Origin of the sequence: Moorena sp. SIO3A2 (genome assembly GCF_010672265.1) — a bacterium.
Lineage (GTDB): Bacteria > Cyanobacteriota > Cyanobacteriia > Cyanobacteriales > Coleofasciculaceae > Moorena > Moorena producens.
Map to the genome: position 1 here is coordinate 16,620 of NZ_JAAHHC010000030.1, position 21,167 is coordinate 37,786.

General features: G+C 43.7%; 20 protein-coding genes and 1 pseudogene. 12 read left to right on the plus strand and 9 right to left on the minus strand.

Translation table 11 applies throughout. The features are described from left to right. Positions 1 to 97 precede the first annotated feature (97 nt). The 3 genes from pstA to F6K64_RS26375 all read left to right on the plus strand — a co-directional run bounded on the left by pstA (position 98) and on the right by F6K64_RS26375 (position 2,171). A complete protein-coding gene (pstA, locus tag F6K64_RS26365) occupies positions 98 to 946 on the plus strand; it encodes a phosphate ABC transporter permease PstA (RefSeq protein WP_438941763.1) in 849 nt (282 codons plus the stop codon). A 230-nt stretch (positions 947 to 1,176) separates the two neighbouring features. After that, positions 1,177 to 2,022 carry a phosphate ABC transporter ATP-binding protein gene (locus F6K64_RS26370; protein WP_008190397.1) on the plus strand — a complete coding sequence of 282 codons (846 nt, stop codon included), beginning with the start codon at positions 1,177 to 1,179 and terminating at the stop codon, positions 2,020 to 2,022. After that, positions 2,019 to 2,171, plus strand: coding sequence for a hypothetical protein (locus tag F6K64_RS26375; protein WP_287250094.1), 153 nt, complete (start codon positions 2,019 to 2,021; stop codon positions 2,169 to 2,171). The genes F6K64_RS26370 and F6K64_RS26375 overlap by 4 nt, the downstream gene beginning before the upstream one ends. Here the strand turns inward: F6K64_RS26375 and F6K64_RS26380 are convergent. The 6 genes from F6K64_RS26380 to F6K64_RS26405 all read right to left on the minus strand — a co-directional run bounded on the left by F6K64_RS26380 (position 2,150) and on the right by F6K64_RS26405 (position 9,369). Continuing rightward, on the minus strand, positions 2,150 to 2,323 hold the full coding sequence (locus F6K64_RS26380) for a hypothetical protein (RefSeq protein WP_287250097.1): 174 nt from the start codon (positions 2,321 to 2,323) through the stop codon (positions 2,150 to 2,152). The genes F6K64_RS26375 and F6K64_RS26380 overlap by 22 nt on opposite strands. 91 nt (positions 2,324 to 2,414) lie before the next feature. Next, on the minus strand, positions 2,415 to 3,566 hold the full coding sequence (locus F6K64_RS26385; protein ID WP_008190393.1) for a mechanosensitive ion channel family protein: 1,152 nt from the start codon (positions 3,564 to 3,566) through the stop codon (positions 2,415 to 2,417). Between the two features lie 747 nt (positions 3,567 to 4,313). Beyond that, on the minus strand, positions 4,314 to 5,498 hold the full coding sequence (locus F6K64_RS26390; RefSeq protein ID WP_008190391.1) for a mechanosensitive ion channel domain-containing protein: 1,185 nt from the start codon (positions 5,496 to 5,498) through the stop codon (positions 4,314 to 4,316). A gap of 454 nt (positions 5,499 to 5,952) precedes the next feature. Continuing rightward, positions 5,953 to 7,131, minus strand: coding sequence for a mechanosensitive ion channel family protein (locus F6K64_RS26395; RefSeq protein WP_008190389.1), 1,179 nt, complete (start codon positions 7,129 to 7,131; stop codon positions 5,953 to 5,955). 567 nt (positions 7,132 to 7,698) lie between these two features. Beyond that, positions 7,699 to 8,877 carry a mechanosensitive ion channel domain-containing protein gene (locus F6K64_RS26400; protein WP_008190387.1) on the minus strand — a complete coding sequence of 393 codons (1,179 nt, stop codon included), beginning with the start codon at positions 8,875 to 8,877 and terminating at the stop codon, positions 7,699 to 7,701. Between the two features lie 351 nt (positions 8,878 to 9,228). Beyond that, a complete protein-coding gene (locus F6K64_RS26405; RefSeq protein ID WP_008190385.1) occupies positions 9,229 to 9,369 on the minus strand; it encodes a hypothetical protein in 141 nt (46 codons plus the stop codon). Between the two features lie 832 nt (positions 9,370 to 10,201). On the opposite strand from F6K64_RS26405, the gene F6K64_RS26410 reads away from it, so the two are divergent. After that, the gene (locus F6K64_RS26410; protein WP_008190384.1) at positions 10,202 to 10,900 is read left to right on the plus strand and encodes a TVP38/TMEM64 family protein; all 699 of its coding nucleotides are present in this window, start codon (positions 10,202 to 10,204) and stop codon (positions 10,898 to 10,900) included. A 131-nt stretch (positions 10,901 to 11,031) separates the two neighbouring features. Further along, complete coding sequence (locus tag F6K64_RS26415; RefSeq protein ID WP_081431836.1) at positions 11,032 to 11,694, plus strand: TVP38/TMEM64 family protein; 663 nt, start codon at positions 11,032 to 11,034, stop codon at positions 11,692 to 11,694. A gap of 236 nt (positions 11,695 to 11,930) precedes the next feature. Here F6K64_RS26415 and F6K64_RS26420 read toward each other — a convergent pair whose 3' ends face one another. Continuing rightward, positions 11,931 to 12,065, minus strand: coding sequence for a hypothetical protein (locus tag F6K64_RS26420; protein WP_267872115.1), 135 nt, complete (start codon positions 12,063 to 12,065; stop codon positions 11,931 to 11,933). Between the two features lie 725 nt (positions 12,066 to 12,790). Between F6K64_RS26420 and F6K64_RS26425 the strand changes: the two genes are divergently transcribed. Continuing rightward, on the plus strand, positions 12,791 to 13,528 hold the full coding sequence (locus F6K64_RS26425) for a hypothetical protein (protein WP_287256730.1): 738 nt from the start codon (positions 12,791 to 12,793) through the stop codon (positions 13,526 to 13,528). Positions 13,529 to 13,767: 239 nt separating this feature from the next. On the opposite strand, the gene F6K64_RS26430 is transcribed toward F6K64_RS26425, so the two are convergent. Further along, positions 13,768 to 13,986, minus strand: coding sequence for a hypothetical protein (locus F6K64_RS26430; RefSeq protein ID WP_154659968.1), 219 nt, complete (start codon positions 13,984 to 13,986; stop codon positions 13,768 to 13,770). Between the two features lie 223 nt (positions 13,987 to 14,209). Beyond that, positions 14,210 to 16,027, minus strand: a complete 1,818-nt coding sequence (locus tag F6K64_RS26435; RefSeq protein WP_008190378.1) for an intein-containing RctB family protein — start codon at positions 16,025 to 16,027, stop codon at positions 14,210 to 14,212. A gap of 339 nt (positions 16,028 to 16,366) precedes the next feature. Here F6K64_RS26435 and petN point away from each other — a divergent pair, with 339 nt between their 5' ends. The 6 genes and pseudogenes from petN to F6K64_RS26465 form a co-directional block, all read left to right on the plus strand. Next, complete coding sequence (petN, locus tag F6K64_RS26440; RefSeq protein WP_010871354.1) at positions 16,367 to 16,456, plus strand: cytochrome b6-f complex subunit PetN; 90 nt, start codon at positions 16,367 to 16,369, stop codon at positions 16,454 to 16,456. Between the two features lie 7 nt (positions 16,457 to 16,463). Beyond that, positions 16,464 to 16,598, plus strand: a complete 135-nt coding sequence (locus tag F6K64_RS26445; protein WP_267872114.1) for a hypothetical protein — start codon at positions 16,464 to 16,466, stop codon at positions 16,596 to 16,598. Between the two features lie 418 nt (positions 16,599 to 17,016). After that, on the plus strand, positions 17,017 to 17,838 hold the full coding sequence (locus F6K64_RS26450; RefSeq protein WP_008190374.1) for a sulfurtransferase: 822 nt from the start codon (positions 17,017 to 17,019) through the stop codon (positions 17,836 to 17,838). A 582-nt stretch (positions 17,839 to 18,420) separates the two neighbouring features. Then, positions 18,421 to 18,939: a LabA-like NYN domain-containing protein gene (locus tag F6K64_RS26455; protein ID WP_044495347.1), complete on the plus strand. Its 519-nt coding sequence runs from the start codon at positions 18,421 to 18,423 to the stop codon at positions 18,937 to 18,939. A gap of 88 nt (positions 18,940 to 19,027) precedes the next feature. After that, the gene (locus F6K64_RS26460) at positions 19,028 to 20,653 is read left to right on the plus strand and encodes a 2-isopropylmalate synthase (protein WP_044495474.1); all 1,626 of its coding nucleotides are present in this window, start codon (positions 19,028 to 19,030) and stop codon (positions 20,651 to 20,653) included. 140 nt (positions 20,654 to 20,793) lie between these two features. Next, positions 20,794 to 21,027, plus strand: a pseudogene (locus tag F6K64_RS26465) (alpha-isopropylmalate synthase regulatory domain-containing protein); the annotation flags it as partial. Positions 21,028 to 21,167: the final 140 nt, after the last annotated feature.

Consider the following 21,167-nt stretch of genomic DNA (forward strand, 5'->3'; position numbering starts at 1 on the left):
TCCTACCAAAACCAAGCCACAAGCCACAACCGACAACCTGCAACCTGCAACCGACAACCGACAACCGACAACCGACAACTTCCAAGTTTCAACAGTGATGATTTGGGCGATCGCACTGTTCGTAACTGCTGTATTCCTCTGGATTTTGAGTGATATCGTCTGGCACGGTGTCGGACAAATTAACTGGGAATTCCTGACTACTGCACCAAAGAATGCTGGACGGGAAGGAGGGATTGGTCCAATTCTGGTTTCCACTGTCCTAATTTTGGGTGTATGTATGACCGTTTCTATTCCGATTGGAGTAGGCACAGCAATACTGCTAGCTGAGTTCACAGATACTAAGAGTATTTTCGGGCGTCTGGTTCGTCGTAGCTTAGATGTGCTAGCAGGGGTACCGTCGATTGTGTTTGGACTATTTGGCAATGCCTTTTTCTGCAAAACCCTAGGGCTAGGCTTTTCGATTTTATCTGGGGGGTTGACATTAGCCTGTATGGTGTTGCCAATCCTAATTCGATCAACAGAGGAAGGGTTTCGCGCCGTTAGTGATGATTATCGGCTTTCTGCCACTGCCCTTGGTTTATCCCGCACTACCACTCTCTGGAATTTGCTGTTACCAGCCGCAGCACCGGGACTAGTGGTGGGATTAGTGTTAGGGATAGGGCGAGCGATCGCTGAAACAGCAGCACTGATATTTACTAGTGGTTATGTGGATCGGATGCCAGAGTCTTTGCTCGATTCTGGGCGATCGCTCTCGATTCATATTTTTGATTTGTCGATGAATGTAACAGGGGGAAATGCTAATGCTTACGCCTCAGCTTTAGTGTTGCTAGTGTTGTTGTTGCTGATTAATGGTACAGCAGCATGGATGGCTGAGTATTGGTTGCATCGGAGGGTGGAGTCTGTTTGTAAGCAATCAGCAATCAGCAATCAGCAATCAGCTTTTTGAATAAAATAAGCTGATTGCTGACGGCTTACCTAATTACTAATTAACAATTATAGCGTTTCTCGTAGCTATGAGGTACACATTATTTTTGCCCTCTTCCCACTTCCGACTTCCCTCTTACCTGCTCCGTTCGCGTAGCGTGGCCTAAGGCCTCAGTCCCTGCTCCCTAAAACCCAGATATTTGTACCTCACAAGTCTTAGAATTGCTAGAACATTAACAATTCCCAAAAACAATGGTTAACCCTTTAAACACAATTGAAAAATTACCGGTAAGCCAGTCTATAAACGACCCATTGATTCAGACCGAGCGGCTATGTTTACATTATGGAACAAAACCGGCCTTTGCTGATGTATCGTTGCCAATTTATACAGGTTCGATTACCGCACTAGTGGGACCGTCTGGTTGTGGCAAGACTAGTTTTTTAAGTTGCCTCAACCGCTTGACAGATTTGATTCCTAATGCTAAAGTTACAGGTAGAATTCGCTTTGGTTCCCTGGATGTGCTGAGTCCTCGGATGGATGCGATCGCAAAGGGTGGTGCTATGGAGCTAATTGCACTTCGCCGTCGTGTTGGAATGATTTTCCAAAAGCCAAGTCCCTTCCCCTTCTCAATCTGGAAGAATCTGGCCTTTCCGTTGCGGGAACATGGTGTTAAAAACCGGGCTAACATTGCTCAGCTCATCGAAACTGCACTCCGGGATGTGGGTTTGTGGGATGAAGTCAAAGACCGACTCCACACCTCGGCTCTTGCTCTGTCTGGTGGTCAAAAGCAGCGCCTGTGCATTGCCCGTGCCTTGGTGTTGCAACCGGAAGTACTCCTGTTAGATGAACCCTGTAGTGCCCTCGATCCCATATCCAGCGGTGTAGTCGAAGATTTGATAGCTAGGCTCAGGGGACGCTACACCCTGGTGATTGTTACCCACAACCTAGCTCAAGCTAGACGAATTGCTGACTATACTGCCGTCTTCTGGGTTAAAGAAGCAGTGGGGCGATTGATTGAATACGGCTGTGTGGAGCAGATTTTTGAATCACCTCAACAAGCTTTGACAGCTGCCTATGTCAATGGAATTAGAGGATGAAGCTGTGGTCTTCCGTGCTCCGAATTCCCGTAAGCATATGCGCTACGCCCACGCTGCTTGAGGTGCCGTCAGTGGTCAGCCGTCAGTGGTCAGTGGTCAGTGGTCAGCCGTCAGCCGTCAGCTTATTTTATTCAAAAGCTGATAGCTGATAGCTGATAGCTGATAGCTGATAGCTGATATAGCAATTCTTATACCCATGAGGTACAAATATCTGGGTTTTAGGGAGCAGGGAGCAGGGAGCAGGGACTTCGGAAGAGGGAAGAGGGAAGAGGGAAGAGGGAAAAAATAATGTGTACCTCATAGCTATCAGCTATAGCTGATAGCTGATAGCTGATAGCTGATAGCTGATAGCTGATAGCTGATAGCTGATAGCTGATAGCTTACGATTGTTCCTAATTCATACTGGTGTCAGGCAACCAGTTAAGTTCCTTTCTCAGATAAACATGGAGCTGATTAATCTCCTCGTTTTCCAGGATTTCTAATACGGCTAGATTCAAGTTGCTCTGGACATCATAGTAGAGCTTGGGCTCAATCACAAATACCCTAATTTTAATCACACGAGCATTCTGTTCAAGGCGAGAAAATACAACTAAAATTTTCTCCTTGTTCAAGCCATCGATAGAGGAAACGTTTTCTTTAATAGCCTGACAAATTCGCCTAGTTTGCTCAGCCGAAATCCCATCAATTTTCAGATTTAAATTTATGCCCCACTGAACCGTATCGCCAGTCTTATCTGACCAATTTGCAAAAATTCCAGAAATCATTTTAGAATTGGGAAGTTTTTTGATATAACCCCACTCAGTAATAAGAAGCCTTGTACTTCTCAGACCAATATTGAGTATCTTAACCCTACCACTTACTCCGTCCAATACTATCACGTCACCGGGTTTATAGAGACCATCAGCGTAGATAATCACCGTACAACACCAGTCATAGACAATGTCTTTGAATAACAAACCTAAGGCGACACCTGCGCCACCGAGTAGACCGATCAGTGCACCGGCAGATGCCCCCAACACAATCTCACTGGCTTTAATGGCAGCAATCAGGATTGCTGCGATCTGAAAAAGCTTTGGGAAGTACGGCACGAACAAATCGTCGAGTTCAGTTTCAGTGTTTGCCGCCAATCCGGCTAGAAGCTCCCCCAGTAGTGGAGCAGCACGGTAAAGAATATAGGTAGCAATGAACAGAACGCTCACAAACAGAAACTCCGGGATTTTCTGATTCTGTGTATCACTAAGATGGGTTGCCACAACTAGATGTACTAGCCATAGTCCACCGATCCAAATTAGCCAGCCTAATGGTTGCTTAAGAATCCTAATGAACTCATCGTCATGGGTGGTTTCTGTACCGCTAGTCAGACGCTCGAGTCTGTGAATGATTATTGAAGTAAACAACCCTCGCAATATATGGGTGAAGAGGAGGATGAGCACCACAATCACTATCGTGGCAACAGGAATGTTGGGGAGCTGGAAGTCGGATTCAAAGATCCTTTCTTTGATTAGGTTGATTGTACTGTTGATTGTACTCTTAAGGTTTTCCATCGTTTCGACCAAAATACACTAACAGAGATCGACCTGTGCTTAGTTAAATGGCAAGTCGATGGCAAGTCTCTTGGTGGAATGATTTTACTATAAGTTGCGAATTTACCGAATAGTGCTAGGTATGCAATCAACATGATTTAGAGCGATTGCCCGTTTGGGCAGCACCCTAGGAGCCAGTTTGAAAGGTTTACTATCTGTTTGGAGGAGACGTATTCGGTCAATCAACTCGGCAATTTACCGAAAAGTATTAGCTAGTACAAGACGGCAGAAATAGCGATGCATTACTGTAAGCATTCAGCTGTTAGCTTTGGCCAACGGCCAACGGCTGACAGCTGAGGGCTGAATGCTTACCCATTACTAGCTATTGGTTTTGCAATCACGAATCAACTTCCCAGTTCCGTTGATTACAGCCATGGGCTTGTATAGCAGTCGCCAGGGCAGTTAGGACATGACAAAAGTCTCACACCCTTTGTAAGCGATGCAGAGGTGCGACCCGTGGCGAATTTAATTCGCCAACGGAAAGCGCACCTAAGCGGTCTTGGGGGTTTCCCCCATGAGCGACTGCATCAAGAAGCGCAAGAGTTTGACTTCTGACAAAGGACTTCTGACTTCTGACTTCTGCTATAGAATCAAAGGTCTTGTCCCTATAGTTTCCAGGGTCCTGCCAGGAGCTGATGCCTAGATCTCGAATAGTGATGCAGCTTCGGAACAGGGGAGCCAGCGCTGCATCACTTGTTCAAAGGATTGCTAGAATTTATATGCCACCTCACTAACTAAATTTTCCTTTAGCTGTTTGTAGTCTTGGAGTTCCTTTCTCAGATAAACATGCAGGTGATCAATCTCCTCTTTCTGGAGGATTTCTAATATGGCTATGTTCAAGTCATTTATGGCTGCCAAATAGATGGTTTTATCAATCACAAATACCCTAACTATAATCACCCGAGCATTCTCTTCAATGCTGGATAATAAAACGAACATTTTCTGCTTATGCAATCCATCGATAGTCGGAATTTTTCCTTTAATAGCCTGACAAATTCTGGTAGTTTTATCCGCCGAAATACCATCTATTTTCAGAGTTAAATTTATCGCTCCCAACTCCAACGTATCGCCAGGATTTTGTGACCAATAATTGACCACAACTCCACCAATCATTTTAGAATTGGGAATTTTTTTGGTACCACCCACAGTAATAATACGAACCTTTGTGCTTCTCAGACCAATACTGAGTATCTCAACAAAACCATTTATTCCGTCCAATTCTACCCAGTCACCGGGTCTATAGAGACCATCAGCATAGATAACCACTGTACAAAACCAGTCATAGATAATGTCTTTTAATAACAAACCTAAGGCTACACCTGCGCCACCGAGTAGACCGATCAGTGCACCAGCAGATGCCCCCAACAAAATCTCACTGGCTTTACTGGCAGCAATCAAGATTGCTGCGATCTGAAAAAGCCTTGGAAAGTAGGGGACTAACAAATCGTCGAGTTCAGTTTCAGTTTTTGTCGCCAATCCGGCTAGAAGCTCTCCCAGTAGTGGAGCAGCACGGTAAATAATATACGTGGCAATGAACAGAGCGCTCACAAACAGAATCTCGGGGATTTTCTGATTCTGTTCAGGGCTAAGATGACTTCCCACAACTAGATAGGCTAGCCATAGTCCAGCGATCCAAATTAGCCAGCCTAATGGTGCCCTAAGAATCCTAATGAACTCATCGTCTAGGGTGGTTTCTGTACGGCTAGTTATCAGCTCGAGTCTGTGAATGATTATGGCAGTGAACAAGCCTCGCAATATCTGGGTAAGGAGGAGGATAAGCACCACAATAAGTATCGTGGAAACAGGAATGTTGGCGAGCTGGAAGTCGGAATTCAATATCCTTTCTGTGATTAGGTTGATTGTAGTGTTGAATGTACCCTGAAGGTTTTCCATAGTTTCGACCAAAATACAATAACAGAGATCGACCTGTGCCTAGCTAAATGGCAAGTCGATGGCAAATCGATTGGCGAAATGATTTTACTATAAGTTGGGAATTTACCGAATCGTGCTAGGTATGCAATAAATATGATTTAGAGCAATTGCCCGTTTGCGCAGCACCCTAGGAGTCAGGGTGCATCTCATCTTTGTAAAAAAGAAGGGGCCCGGGCGCGGAGAGTCTCCGGCCTGGGCCCAGGAATTTTATTAAAATTTTTGCCTAATTTCAAAGGTGCGCTTTCCGCATCTAATTATTAAATTCCCGTGGCAGCACGCTTTCCAATGGCCGGGTAACCCGGCTTTGGGTCGCGTCTTTCGGCAAAGCCGACGCGGGGCGCGTTCGGGTCGCACCTAAAAGCTATGCAGCTTCGGAATAGGGGAGCCAGGGCTGCATCCCTTGTGCAAAGGATTGCTAGGATTTAGATATCACCTCACTAACTAAATTTCCCTTCATCTGTTTGTAGTCTTCAATTTGCTTTTCCAGCTCAATATGCAGGTGATCAATCTCTTCTTTCTCCAGAATTTCTAATAGGGCTAGATTCAAGGATTGCTGGGCAGCAGTGTAGAGGTTGATATCAATCACATATACTATAATTTTAATTACCCGAGCATTATCTTCAATGTGGGAAAACAAAACTTTCATTTTTTGCTTGTGCAAGCCATCGATAGTCGGGATTAGTTCTTTAATAGCCTGACAAATTCGGGAAGTTTGCTCAGCTGAAATTCCATCAACTTTCAGAGTTAAATTTATGCCCCACTCAAACGTCTTACCAGTCTTCTGGGACCAATTTTCCACAACTCCAGCAATCATTTTAGAATTGGGAACTTTTTTGACAGAACCCCACTCAATAATACAAAGTGTTGTACTTCTCAGACCAATACTGACTATCTGAACAAAACCATTGACTCCGTCCACTACTACCCAGTCACCGGGTTTATAGAGACCATCAGCGTAGATAATCACCGTACAACACCAGTCATAGATAATGTCTTTGAATAACAAACCTAAGGCGACACCTGCACCACCCAGTAGACCGATCAGTGCACCAGCAGATGCTCCCAACAAAATCTCACTGGCTTTAATAGCGGCAATCAGCACTGCTGATATCTGAAAAAGCCTTGGGAAGTAGGGCACAAACAAATCGTCAAGTTCAGTTTCAGTGTTGGCCGCCAATCCGGCTAGAAGCTCCCCCAGTAGTGGCGCAGCACGGTAAAGAATATAGGTAGCAATGAACAGAGCGCTCACAAACAGAATCTCGGGGATTTTCTGATTCTGTTCAGGAGTAAGATGGGTGGCCACAACTAGATGTACTACCCATAGTCCACCGATCCAAATTAGCCAGCCTAATGGTTGCTTAAGAATCCTAATTAACTCATAGTCTAGGGTGGTTTTTGTACGGCTAGTCAGACGCTCGAGTCTGTCAATGATTATTGAAGTGAACAAGCCTCGCAATATCTGGGTGACGAGGAGGATGAGCACCACAATCACTATCGTGGAAACAGGAATGTTGGCGAGCTTGAAGTCGGTATCAAAGATCCTTGCTTTGATTAGGTTGATTGTCGTGTTGAATGTACTTTTAAGGTTTTCCATAGTTTCGACGAAAAGACAACAGCAGAGATCGACCTGTGCCTAGCTAAATGGCAAGTCGATGGCAAGTCTCTTGGTGGAATGATTTTACTATAAGTGGGGAATTTACCCAATAGTGCTAGGCGTGCTAGGTATGCAATAAACATGATTTAGAGCAATTGCCCGTCTGCGCAGCACCCTAGGAGCCAGTTTCAAAGGTTTACTATCTGGGGTGTATCTGATATTTCTAAAAAAGAAGGGGGGCGGGGAGTGTCCGGCCTGGGCGCAGGAATTTTATTAGAATTTTTGGCGTTGCTGAATTAAGGAATGAATGCGCGATCATCTAGTTTTATTAAAGCCCCCGTTGGTCCCCCAATTCTGGGGGACTTTGAGAGTTTTTCCCCCCAAGCGAGCAATCCCTCGCTTGGGGGCTAGGGGGGCGAAACCATACTGAGAATCAGCAACGCCGAATTTTTGCCTAATTTGAAAGGTGCGCTCTTACCATTAAGAATTAAATTCGCGCGATTGTCGCGCCTAAAAGCGATGCAGCTTCGAAGGGAACGAGCGCTGCATCCCTTGTTCAAAGGATTGCTAGGATTTAGATATCACCTCACTAACTAAATTTCCCTTCATCTGTTTGTAGTCTTCAAGTTGCTTTTCCAGCTCAATATGCAGATGATCAATCTCCTCTTTCTCCAGGATTTCTAATATTGCTATATTCAAGGATTGCTGGGCAGCAGTGTAGAGGTTGGTATCAATCACATATACTATAATTTTAATTACCCTAGCATTATCTTCAATGTGGGAAAACAAAACTTTCATTTTCTGCTTGTGCAAGCCATCGATAGTCGGTATTTTTTCTTTAATAGCCTCACAAATTCTGGTAGTTTTATCAGCTGAAGTTCCATCAACTTTCAGAGTTAAATTTATGCCCCACTTAAAGGTCTTGCCAGTCTTCTGGGACCAATTTTCCACAACTCCAGCAATCATTTTAGAATTGGGAAGTTTTTTGATAGAACCCCACTCAGTAATAAGAAGTGTTGTACTTCTCAGACCAATACTGACTATCTGAACAAAACCACTTACTCCGTCCACTATTACATAGTCACCCGGTTTATAGAGACCATCAGCGTAGATAATCACCGTACAACACCAGTCATAGATAATGTCTTTGAATAACAAACCTAAGGCGACACCTGCACCACCCAGTAGACCGATCAGTGCACCAGCAGATGCTCCCAACAAAATCTCACTGGCTTTAATAGCGGCAATCAGCACTGCTGATATCTGAAAAAGCCTTGGGAAGTAGGGCACAAACAAATCGTCGAGTTCAGTTTCAGTGTTGGCCGCCAATCCCCCTAGAAGCTCCCCCAGTAGTGGAGCAGCACGGTAAAGAATATAGGTGGCAATGAACAGAGCGCTCACAAACAGAATTTCGGGGATTTTCTGATTCTGTTCAGGAGTAAGATGGCTTGCCACAACTAGCTGTACTACCCATAGTCCAGCCAGCCAAATTAGCCAGCCTAATGGTGCCCTAATAATCCTAAGGAACTCATCGTCTAGGGTGCTTTCTGTACCGCTAGTCAGACGCTCGATTCTGCTAATGATTATGGCAGTGAACAAGCCTCGCAATATCTGGGTGAACATGAGGATGAGCACCACAAGAACTATCGTGGAAAGAGGGATGTTGGCGAGCTTGAAGTCGGTATCAAAGATTCTTTCTTTGATAACGTTGATTGTATTGTTGAATGTAGTCTTAAGGTTTTCCATAGTTTCGACGAAAATGCAACAGCATAGATCGACCTTTGCCTAGTTAAATGACAAGTCGATGGCAAGTCGATGGCAAGTCTCTTGGTGAAATTATTTTACTATAAGTCGCGAATTTCCCCAATAGTTCTGGGTATGCAATTGGGATTGTAATCCACAAACAGGATTGAGAGCAATTGCCGGTTTCCGCAGCACCCTAGGAGCCAGTTTTAAACTTTTAATATCTGTTTGTAGGAAAAATATTCGGTCAATCACATCTGGATTTTACCGAAAAGTATTAGCTAGTAAAAGAAGCTGGAAATAGCGAAGGATTACTAGCTATTGGTTTGGCGATCGCAAATCAACTGCAATCCATCAACTGCCCAGTTTGGGTTGATTAGAGTCATGGGCTTGTAGAATCAAAAGTTCTGTGCCCATAGTTTCCAGGGTCGTGCCAGGAGCTGATGCCGAGACCTCGAATAGCGCCGATGCACCAACCTGAGGGCTTCCCCCCACTCGCGCTTTGCATCAAGACAAGCATCAAGACAACCCAGTTACTCCTGCTTGGCCAGACTTGTCAACCCAACTTGTAAACAATTAATTCCCTATAAACGGCTAGTTAAACTTGAAACTAAAACTTGATCATTTGCTAGACCTCCCACAATGACTAGTCTATAGCCATCTCGTAAAGACGGAGTTAATAGTAGCATGTTCTACTTGTAATATGGGTACCCTATTTCTAAAATTAATCTAAATTCTCTTGTAGATATGGCGAAAACAATACCCTATTGATGTGTTCTATTGCTAGCCTATCTCGTCATTTCCCCGATCCCACACTTTTAGGTGCAACCCGTGGCGAATTTAATAAGAATTTAATAATTAGATGGGGAAAGCGCACCTTTATGATCAGTATTCAACCGGACTTGATATGAGGAGGATCAGGGGGATGAGCTTGTGATCAGCAAGTAACATCACCAGAAAGCAACTTGCTATCAGGGACTTCTGCACTTTTGGATAAGTTCTATCTCTAGGATTTACACTGATTCCCTGATTTACTAAACTAGCTCCTTATTGATTAAGGCTATTCTCAGTAAAAACTCATTAAGCTAAGATTTAATAGATTCATAAGCCTGGAAATTTCTAGGACTTAATGAGCAGTTTAAAATGACGATTAAAATCTATAAAAATTAGATCATTGGGACGTTAAAAATAGCGATATTGTGTCCATAACATATTAGATATAGTTATCTAATATGTTATGGGAGGCAATTTAATTTATAATTGTTGTTAATTCAAATAATAACCCTATTTCAAAATAACCAATTACCAATTACTTTTTAACCAGCTCATGAACCTTTCATCCTCGAAATCTCAAAATCTGCCCCAGTCCAAGATACAGCTAAGACTAAGGTTAGGGATTGGGGCAATAGTTTTGGTGACAGCTGCCTTAATTTTACTATTTACGCCCGTTGGGTCTTGGCTGAAGCTGGAAAATTTGAGATTGCTTCAGGAAAGCATGGGTATTTTTGGACCACTGGGGTACATTCTAATTTATATTGTTGCCACAGTACTAGCTGTTCCTGATGCGATTTTAACCTTTTCAGCTGGTGCTCTGTTTGGACTAATGCTGGGTACTTTGTGGACTGTGATTGGTGCTACTTTAGGAGCAACGGCTGCGTTTATGATTGCTCGCTTTGTTGCTGGTGATTGGGTTAAGTATCAGTTTCAGGACTCTCGTTTTGATCAACTCAGTGAGGGAATTGAGAAAAATGGTTTTTGGTTTGTGCTCTCAATTCGCCTGGCACCAATTTTTCCATTCAATGCCGTGAACTATTTGTTTGGCTTAACACCAATTCCTCTACCCACCTATGTTATTGCGACCGCAGTGGGAATTATCCCGGCTACCTTTGCCTATGCTTGGTTAGGTCGCAGTGGTCTCGAAGCTATCAGCGGTAGTCCCCCCTGGCAACTGATCGGAGCACTAGTTGTATTAGCGGTGCTATCTACCACCCCCCTACTTTGGAAAAAATCAAAACTTAGGCAATAACTCTGCTTGTCGGGTGCGTTAATAATGCACCCTACACCATAAGGGCGAATATCAGGGGGAATGAAAGTCGAGTGTTGCGTAAGTCCTGACCCTAAGTCCTGACAATTTAAGGTGATTAAGGTAGAAGATTGATGAGATTGAACAGATTGCTGAAAAGACGAAGCCTTTGGTTAGCGATCGCGCTATTTATTTTGGTCCTATTGTGTTACTCGACTCCTGTCAGAGCCTTATTTAACCAGAGGTTTCTAGTGCAACAGTTGCAAGAATTAGGCCATTGGGCAATCTGTTTATTTATCCTGGTTTATGCTCTGGCAACGGTTTTAGGAATTCCTGGCACAGTACTGACTATCGCTGGTGGTACAGTTTTTGGTTTAGTTTGGGGTACCTTCTGGTCTGTTATCGGAGCAACCTTAGGCGCATTGGGAGCATTTTGGGTAGCGCGTTATCTATTGCGAGATTGGGTTGAATACAAGTTCAGGCATCATAAAGCATTGGTCAGCTTCAATCAAGCAGTGATGCAGACACCCCTGATGTTTGTCTTAGCAGTACGCTTTGCCCCCATTTCTCCTTTTAATGTAGTGAATTTCTTGTTTGGTCTAACCCCGATTAGCTCGGTAGAGTATACCCTTGGCACTTTCTTTGGGATTATTCCTGGTACCCTCGCTTATACTTGGCTGGGAGTAACTGGGGGGGAAGCTTTGCAAGGAGGCGATCGCTTACCATTTTTCCTAGCACTCAGTTTCCTAGGTATACTGTCTGCCTTGCCACTGTTGGCAAAGGGAAAAAAGAAATAGTCTTCCTGTTGCCCATTCTCCTGTCCCATTCTCCTCATTTTACCATCTTTCCCATCCTCCCTATCTCCCCGATCAATCCCAGGAAGTAGCATGGCAATAAAGCAACGTGGTATCAGTGGGTCAATAGGGTAAAAAATTTTCTGATCAACTAGCCCGACTTGCTAGGCTTTTCCTGAAGCGTCTCTGTAAGACAAGTAAAGAACAAGACAGGGATTTACAGGAATCTGTTAAATTTGTTAATATGAAGGGTGTAACCCCTCATTTTTTCCCTGTCTTGATGCAATAGCGAGTGGGGGAAACCACGGCAATAGCGAGTGGGGGGAACCCCCAAGACCGTAATGGTGCGTTTGACCCGTAATTAAATTCGCCACGGGTCGCACCTCTGCCTCCCCAAGACCGCGCTGCATCGCTGAGGTCAGGGGAAAAGGAAGGTTCTGTCAGTAGTACCTTTTAACTTAAACTTTACTCGTTAAAGTTTTTACCTTATTTGTGGAAACGTTAAGTTTTCACAAGTCCCGTGAGACCGAAGGTGAGTGCTTGCCATTCCTTTTGTATAGCAAGACACTTAAGGTGCGCGCCTCCTAGGCCGGGTTCCCCGGCCTTGGGTCGCACCTCAAAGTGTTCTTCACCAAGTGTTTTTCACCAAAATTTAACATTTTGGGGGATATTTACTATACAAGACTGAGGATAGCCTTCCCAAGATTTTCACAATGTGTGATAAAACTTCGTGATTGACCTCAAAAACATCTCAACCAGAATACTAATTTTCTATGCATGTTGATAGAGATGAGTTTCTGTTAATAGGTCTAGGGTAATAGGTAATAGGTAATAGGTAATAGGTAATAGGTAATAGGTAATTGCGATCTACAAGTGGTGTTTAACAGCAGCAATAGTATGATACTCAATTGTAAATTGGCAATTACCAATTATCATGTACCGATGATATATACCCGAATAACTATCTCTCTCCGACCTTAGACATAGGCGTTGAAATTAGGTTTAAGGTTAAGTGGGGTAACGCTTCCAGAATCATTTTTCCCCCTATGTCTATTCATAATAAAATATCCACCCTTGGCGACTTTGAGCTTGGCAGGAAATGACTAAAGAACAGTATTCTAAAAATTGGTTCAATGGACAATCGTTCATTATTAATACTTTTTGCCTGTTACCTTCTCTAGTAATTATCCTAGGGGGAATCAGCCTGTTAATCGAAAACAACAATTTTAGATTGACAGATTCATCAACAATTATTGTAAATCCAATAGAATCACTGATTAGTTGGTTCAAAGACACGTCAGAACCAAAAAACTCATTATCAAGTGTTACTTCTACTAGTTCTGAACAACTAGTATATAAAGCTTCACTGCTCAATAAACTAATCCTACCTATTATAACTGACTATGAAGAAAGTGGACTAGGGATAGGGATAGGTATAGACAATATTAAGCCTGGCTTTGAAGCCATTGGTTTTACATTTAACCAGGTAGAAAATATTCACAATAAAATTAATTTTATCGGCCTAAATACGGGGGACACAGTATTAATTAATATCCTGGGAAATGTTAACAATATAACTCAAGCCTCGATCGCCACTAAAATTCCCTATAAATACTCTCATGAAAGCCAATCTGCTTTACTCTTAGGATTATTCATTAGGGTAGTATCACCGGAATGGGAAAATGGTATGGCTTGGATTAACTATGGGTTGAAAGAACTTAGTGAAAACCAGAAAAATTTATTAATCACGGAACAAAAAAACTATCAGATTCACTTAAGGGTTGACCGGGAGGTAGATTTGGTGATTCTCACCATAAAATCTCGCTCTAAATCCTAAGGTAATTGTAACCGTTAATGGTGGTGTCGTATTACCGATGTGTTGAATTGCGTAATAAACGTTAACCACAATGGCTGATGTCTGTAGATATCTATTTTTTTGTAAGCATTCAGCCGTCAGCCGTCAGCCGTCAGCCGTCAGCCGTCAGCTAAAGTAACTCAGCATTATTCCAATGCTTACCTGTTGTCTTGATCCCAAGCGCGAGTGGTTTGAATTTACCGTAAGATAGGGTCGCCTTATTAAAAAATATTTAACCCTTTTCTGCATAACCTGCTAACTATAAAGGCGACCCTATCTAAGGTTTTGTCTCCGGGGGAAACCACGGCAGCGCGGTCATGGGGGGAACCCCCAAGACCGTAATGGTGAGTTTTCCGTAGGCGAATTAAATTCGCCACGGGTCGCACCTCTGCCTCCCCAAGACCGTAATGGTGCGTTTGACCCGTAATTAAATTCGCCACGGGTCGCACCTCTGCATCGCTTATTCAAAAGCACCATCTGTAGCACCTCAAGTAGCGTGCGCATTAGCTGATAGCTGATAGCTGATAGCTGATAGCTGATAGCTGAATACTTACATTTTTTTTTGAGATTACAACAGGCAAAATGCAACATAAACCTAAACGTTTCTGTTGCATTTTGTCTAATGGTTAACAGTTTAATGATTCGATTCAGTTTTGATAGTTTTCAACCCTTAACACAAACAACCTGCTTCAGAGTTGCCACTACCTCAACTAGATCTGACTGATTAGCCATCACCTGATCAATTGGCTTATAAGCACCTGGGATTTCATCGATAACGTCCTTATCTTTACGGCACTCAACACCTTTAGTTTGCTCAACTAAATCATCAACGGTGAACTGCTTTTTTGCTTTGCTGCGAGACATCAAACGACCAGCACCATGAGCACAGCTGCAGTAGCTGTCATGATTGCCTTTACCCTTAACAATGAAAGACTTTGCCCCCATGGACCCAGGGATGATACCATAGTCGTCGGTACGAGCTCGCACTGCTCCTTTTCGAGTAACATAAACCTCTTCGGAGAAATGCACTTCTTTTTCGGCATAGTTGTGATGGCAGTTAACTGACAACAAGGGCTTGAAGGACTTACCACCAGCCAGATGTTTCTCTACAATTCCCTTGAAGCGAGCCATCATGATATCGCGATTGTAACGGGCATAGTTTTGCGCCCATTGCAAATCCCGCCAGTAGGCAGCAAATTCAGGGGTTCCTGCGACAAAGTATGCTAAATCTCGGTCAGGAAGGGTTGTATGTGCTAGCTTTGCTAATTCTTTAGCGGTCTTAATGTGGCACTTAGCTAGCTGATTACCAATATGCCGTGAACCAGAGTGTAGCATCAGCCACACTTGATTGTCGGTATCAAGACACAATTCAATGAAATGATTGCCACCTCCAAGGGAACCCAGCTGTTTCATGGATTTTCCATCTAGCCGTTGCACACCTGGATGAAGTTCCTTAAAATCACGCCAGCCTTGCCAGTTTACCACTGCTTTCTCGATATCTGTGTTTTGCTCAAAGCCAACGGGAATAGCTGCTTCAATGTCCAAGCGAATCTTCTTGAGCTTGCCCTCCAATTGGTCTGCCACAAAAGGGGTTTTAATGGCAGACATGCCACAGTTGTGAACAAACACACCAGCGGTCAGGGCAAAGTTGTGATACTCTGGAACCGTTAGGCAGTAGACATCTTGTTTTTCCTGAAGTGGTAAGATATTGACGACTTTGTGATTTGCCCCCCCTACCAGATTTGAGCTTCGATGCTCGGCACGAGCAAGGTTATGGTGATCAATATGGTGGTCAATGACTGTTCTGTGACCTGGAAAAGATGGTACTGTTCCTGACAATTGAGATTCTAACCATTCAGAGGAAGGGATATCAGAGGGAGGGATAATCCCATCTGCCTTTTGCCATCTTCCAGAATCGGGTTGCTGGATTAAGGTGTAACCATCTTTATCGGTTTGGGAGTAGAAAGGCATCAAGGATGTCCCTGGTTCGAGGTCACGGGCTTCCCGGTAACTACCATCCCTGAGCATGAATCGATGATCGGGAGTACATTTAATTTCTTCTGAGTTGTCGAGAACGACCTTTAAGAGTAGTTGGTTACGGCGGGTTAATTTTGCTGTAGCCTTAGCCGCGACGATTTTTCCGGTTTGTGTGCAGGAGTAGACAATAATTTCTCGCTCTCCTTTGGCTAGTGCTTGGAGTGAGTAAGATTTGCCATCAACCAAGGGAACGAGGGTATCACCTGTAAAACAACCAATATCTACCCCGACAGCTGCTGGCAGGATGGCATCTTTGGTGGCAATTACAGAGCCAACCAATGAGCCTTTACCTAGGTGAACGTCTGGCATTAATGCGACGTGCTTAAACACAAATGGCAGAGACGCAACATTTTTCGCCATTTGGGTTTCCTGAGCAGCTAGGGAGTGATTCGCCCAAGACAGCACAGGTTTTGGGGTGGAGATGTCTAGTTTTTCGTAAGGCATAACAATAAATTATTTATTTTTTTTATATATTACACAATGATACAGATATATTACAAACTTGGCCATAAGGTCGAATCTGATCACCTGGTGTTCATCACAAGTTTTCTTGAAGTAATCTGTGGACAGTTTTGTAAGTGTCACACTATCCCCCTGTGCAGCTAAAATACTCTTGACCTGAAACCTAGCCAGACTCTGGATGATCAGCTTTGCTCAAAGACCAGGGGGCTAACCCCATAACCAGATAATTCCCAAATGAATTCCACTTCTGCAGGAGGTGGCTGTCTCAAATTGAACTATTATAAGATTTGGAGTTATTGAGTAATTTTTTTATATATTGCTATGGATATTCTGACACTAGGCTGGGTTTCTGTACTGGTTTTGTTCACTTGGTCAATCTCAATGGTTGTCTGGGGTCGTAACGGGTTTTAACAGTATCGTGGAAAATCCCGTAATCACTATGTTGTTCTTTGCTGCCGCTGGATTATTAGTGGTGGTCAGCGGAGGAATCATTTATCTAACTGCTGCTGAGTGGCGCGATCGCCGCCGCAAACAGCGGGATAAACAGGGATGAAAATCTGACAGCGGATGGCTGGGGGTTTTCATCCCTCTAAAGGAAGCACTACCAACTTATCAAAAGGGAGAGTTTGAGAGGGAAAAGAATACCCCTTGACGAATAGTTTGGGGATGAATTTTTACTTTCAAATAGTGTTAAAATAAAAGAGAAAGGTCTTAAAAAACTGGGAATTGACCTTACTCAGCTACCCCCGGTGCGGGGGAAAGTTACGCCCTAGGAGATAACAATCTATTTGGTTGTGCCTGGGAATCCCCATCCAAGACGGTTGGGGAAGTTCAAATCTCAACCAAACAAGCAAACGTTAATTAGTTTTGTTTGAACAGAGTCCTAGGAGGCTAAATCGTCGGACTCACTTGATATCGCTAAAGCTTATTCGTCCTAAATCAATACTAAAATTTATAATCCGTGATGTCACATGACGGAACAACCTTTTATAGTTTCTGCTCAGTATCTGAGTGAGCATCTTGATGATCCCGACATCGTAATTGTCGATTGCCGTTTTGCTCTATCTGATCCAGACCTGGGCTATGAGCAGTATAAAGTTAGCCATATCCCGGGCGCTCACTATCTCGATTTGAATAAGGACCTTTCGAGACCAGTAGAGCGTCATGGTGGGCGTCATCCTTTGCCTGAACCTCGGAAGTTAGCTCAAAAATTAGCAGGGATTGGTGTTAATTTCCGAAAAACCCTAGTGATTGCCTATGATGATTCCCGTTGTGCCTTTGCAGCCCGCTTGTGGTGGCTGCTGCGCTACTTGGGACACGACCAAGTGGCGTTGCTGGATGGGGGTTGGACAGGATGGCATTCCCAAGGGTATCCAGTAACTGATCAAGAGCCTACCACAAAACCAGGAATCTTTGTAGAGCAGTTGCGCTCTGATTCGGTGGTGGATATTAATAGTGTGAAAGTACGTAAAGATTTGCCAGAGGTGGCGTTGGTAGACTCTAGGGAAAGCGATCGCTATTTAGGTAAACGAGAACCGATTGACCCTGTTGCCGGTCACATTCCCGGTGCCCTCAACTACCCTTGGCATGGTGTGACGGACACCAATGGTTATTTGCAACCATTAACATTGCAACAAGAGCGCTGGACTGAGCTGGAGAACAAACAAGAAATTCTGGTTTATTGTGGTTCTGGTGTAACCGCTTGTGTCAATCTCTTCTCCCTAGCATTGGCAGGAATGAACACTGGCAAGCTCTATGCTGGGAGTTGGAGTGACTGGTGCTCTTATCTATAATTTTACCCACCCGTTGACGCTGAAAGCTTTGAGGAACTGTGGCACTACTCAAAGCAAGCAACAGGTTAAGTGTGTTGCTTGCGCAAAAGCTTGCCAATCCCGTTAAACTACCACCCCTTTGATACTCCTGATTGTTTCGATCTGAGTTGGTCCCCTTCTCCCTATAACTTAACTGGAGAGGAGGGAAAATTTGGCATCCTATCCTCAAAATCCGGAAATTATCCCCCTATTGCTTACTCTTTCACGAGGTAAGTACAGATCACTCATCACTATCAGTAGTAATCAAATCACTAATTACCACTAACGTAAGCATTCAGCCGTCAGCCGTCAGCATTCAGCTTTGTGGCACAGGCTTAATGCCTGTGACTTTACTCAGATTAAACGAATGCTTACCTGTTTTATTCAAAAGCTGTTCGGTGTAGCTTGCCCAAGCGCCCATAAACTGATAGCTGATAGCTGATAGCTGAGTGCTTACCCACTAACTAGTTAAGTCTTAGGTAATTACTAATTTACTAGCTAAAAACTGCTAGAATAAAAAATTATCTTAAAGATTATATAGAAAATTGTTAGGTTTAAGTAAATATGCATTGTCCACTGAAACGTATGTCTATTTTTGTAGACGGCAATAATATGTTTTACGCCCAACAAAAGAATGGGTGGTTTTTTGATCCTAGGCGGGTTTTGGACTATTTTAAAAACGAGCCTGGTATTACTCTAGTTAATGCATTTTGGTACACCGGACTCAAAGATCCTCAAGACCAGCGGGGGTTCCGAGATGCTCTAATTAGTCTAGGATACACCGTTCGTACTAAAATTTTAAAGGAATATTATGATGATAACTCTGGTCGCTATTCACAAAAGGCTAATTTAGATATAGAAATTGTTGTGGATATGTTTAATACTGTGGAACAGTATGACAAAGTGATCTTGTTTAGTGGAGATGGGGATTTTGAAAGAGCCATTGAATTACTGCGCTCTAAAAATACCCATATTACGGTGGTTTCCACAGAAGGGATGATTGCTAGGGAACTGAGGAATGCCACTGACCGTTATATTGATTTAAATGATGTCCGTGATCAAATTGAAAAAATTGATTCATAGTTATAATTATATATGAAGCAAACTTTCGATCTAGTTGGCTGACGACCGTTCTCTTCAAATCACTGACTATCAACCCATCGAGTTAGTTATGAACCAGCAACCTCAATCAGAGCGCATTATCATTTTTGACACTACCCTTCGGGATGGGGAACAATCTCCTGGAGCAACCCTCAATGTGGATGAGAAGCTGATTATTGCTCACCAACTGGCACGATTGAGAGTAGATGTGATTGAAGCAGGCTTTCCCTACGCTAGTCCTGGTGATTTTGAGGCGGTGCAAAAAATTGCTCAAGCCGTGGGCATAGAATCTGGACCAACTATTTGTGGTCTAGCACGGGCAAGTCGTGATGATATCAAGGCGGCGGCGAATGCCCTCAAACCGGCAGCTAATGCCCGTATTCACACTTTCATTGCTACTTCGGATATTCATCTGGAGTACAAACTGAAGAAGACTAGAAAGGAAGTGTTAGAGATTGCTCCAGAAATGGTGGCTTATGCCAAGTCTTTTGTGGATGATGTGGAATTTTCCCCGGAGGATGCAGGGCGCAGCGATCCCGAGTATCTCTACCAAGTCCTGGAACGGGTAATCGATGCGGGGGCTACTACGGTTAATATTCCTGATACTGTAGGTTACACTACCCCAAGCGAATTTGGTGGCTTGATTCGTGGGATTAAGGAAAATGTTCCCAATATTGACCGGGCAATTATTTCTGTCCATGGTCATAATGATTTAGGTCTGGCAGTGGCTAATTTCCTGGAAGCAGTGAAAAATGGAGCCCGGCAACTGGAATGCACGATTAATGGTATTGGAGAACGGGCTGGTAATGCGGCTTTGGAAGAGTTGGTAATGGCATTACATGTCCGCCGTCAGTATTTTAATCCTTTCTTCGGACGCCCCCCAGAGTCGAAGGAACCCCTAAGCACTATTGATACTCGTCAGATTTACAAGACATCCCGTCTGGTTTCGAGTCTTACCGGGATGTTGGTACAACCGAATAAGGCGATCGTGGGCTCGAATGCTTTTGCTCATGAGTCTGGTATTCACCAGGATGGGGTGCTTAAGCACAAGCTGACCTATGAAATCATGGATGCGGAGTCGATTGGGTTAAAGGAAAATCAGATAATACTGGGTAAACTATCCGGTCGCAATGCTTTCCGTTCTCGCCTCAAGGAGTTGGGCTATGAGTTGTCCGACAATGACCTGAATAAGTCGTTTGTTCGGTTTAAAGAGGTGGCGGATAAGAAGAAGGAGATTACGGATTGGGATTTAGAAGCTATTGTTAATGATGAAGTTTATCAGGCACCGGAAGTGTTCCATTTAGAGTTGGTGCAGGTGTCCTGTGGGGATAATTCTAGTCCTACGGCTACGATTACCCTGCGAACACCTACCGGTGAAGAACTTAGTGATGCTGCTATTGGTACTGGTCCGGTGGATGCGGTGTACAAGGCCATTAATCGGGTGGTGAATGTGCCTAATGAACTGATTGAGTTTTCGGTGCAATCGGTAACGGCAGGAATTGATGCTCTTGGGGAAGTGACTATTCGTTTGCGGCACGATGAACGGGTCTATTCGGGTTATGCGGCGAATACGGATATTATTGTGGCTTCTGCACAGGCCTATGTGAATGCGCTGAACCGACTGTATTCAGCCATGCAGAACGGTAAGTTGGGTAATGATCCTGAGTTATCGATAGGATCTAGAGCAGGGGTCTGATCTCAAATTGTTATGGAATTATAGCAAGTCTTATACCCATGAGGTACAACTTGATCCCCCTAAATCCCCCTTAATAAGGGGGACTTTGAGGTTGAGAAGCGTACCTCATAAATTCTAGAAACGCTATATCTAATATCTTACTGATTGAGTTTTCGGTGCAATCGGTAACGGCAGGAATTGATGCTCTTGGGGAAGTGACTATTCGTTTGCGGCACGATGAACGGGTCTATTCGGGTTATGCTGCCAGTACGGATATTATTGTGGCTTCAGCACAGGCCTATGTGAATGCGCTGAACCGACTGTATTCAGCCATGCAGAACGGTAAGTTGGGTAATGATCCTGAGTTATCGATAGGATCTAGAGCAGGGGTCTGATCTCAAATTGTTATGGAATTATAGCAAGTCTTATACCCATGAGGTACAACTTGATCCCCCTAAATCCCCCTTAATAAGGGGGACTTTGAGGTTGAGAAGCGTACCTCATAAATTCTAGAAACGCTATATCTAATATCTTA

Excerpts from the sequence above, each read along its gene's own strand:
- pstA (WP_438941763.1), top strand. The coding sequence starts at position 98 with ATGATTTGGGCGATCGCACTGTTCGTAACTGCTGTATTCCTCTGGATT.
- F6K64_RS26370 (WP_008190397.1), top strand. The coding sequence starts at position 1,177 with ATGGTTAACCCTTTAAACACAATTGAAAAATTACCGGTAAGCCAGTCT.
- F6K64_RS26375 (WP_287250094.1), top strand. The coding sequence starts at position 2,019 with ATGAAGCTGTGGTCTTCCGTGCTCCGAATTCCCGTAAGCATATGCGCT.
- F6K64_RS26380 (WP_287250097.1), bottom strand. The coding sequence starts at position 2,323 with ATGAGGTACACATTATTTTTTCCCTCTTCCCTCTTCCCTCTTCCCTCT.
- F6K64_RS26385 (WP_008190393.1), bottom strand. The coding sequence starts at position 3,566 with ATGGAAAACCTTAAGAGTACAATCAACAGTACAATCAACCTAATCAAA.
- F6K64_RS26390 (WP_008190391.1), bottom strand. The coding sequence starts at position 5,498 with ATGGAAAACCTTCAGGGTACATTCAACACTACAATCAACCTAATCACA.
- F6K64_RS26395 (WP_008190389.1), bottom strand. The coding sequence starts at position 7,131 with ATGGAAAACCTTAAAAGTACATTCAACACGACAATCAACCTAATCAAA.
- F6K64_RS26400 (WP_008190387.1), bottom strand. The coding sequence starts at position 8,877 with ATGGAAAACCTTAAGACTACATTCAACAATACAATCAACGTTATCAAA.
- F6K64_RS26410 (WP_008190384.1), top strand. The coding sequence starts at position 10,202 with ATGAACCTTTCATCCTCGAAATCTCAAAATCTGCCCCAGTCCAAGATA.
- F6K64_RS26415 (WP_081431836.1), top strand. The coding sequence starts at position 11,032 with ATGAGATTGAACAGATTGCTGAAAAGACGAAGCCTTTGGTTAGCGATC.
- F6K64_RS26425 (WP_287256730.1), top strand. The coding sequence starts at position 12,791 with ATGACTAAAGAACAGTATTCTAAAAATTGGTTCAATGGACAATCGTTC.
- F6K64_RS26435 (WP_008190378.1), bottom strand. The coding sequence starts at position 16,027 with ATGCCTTACGAAAAACTAGACATCTCCACCCCAAAACCTGTGCTGTCT.
- petN (WP_010871354.1), top strand. The coding sequence starts at position 16,367 with ATGGATATTCTGACACTAGGCTGGGTTTCTGTACTGGTTTTGTTCACT.
- F6K64_RS26450 (WP_008190374.1), top strand. The coding sequence starts at position 17,017 with ATGACGGAACAACCTTTTATAGTTTCTGCTCAGTATCTGAGTGAGCAT.
- F6K64_RS26455 (WP_044495347.1), top strand. The coding sequence starts at position 18,421 with ATGCATTGTCCACTGAAACGTATGTCTATTTTTGTAGACGGCAATAAT.
- F6K64_RS26460 (WP_044495474.1), top strand. The coding sequence starts at position 19,028 with ATGAACCAGCAACCTCAATCAGAGCGCATTATCATTTTTGACACTACC.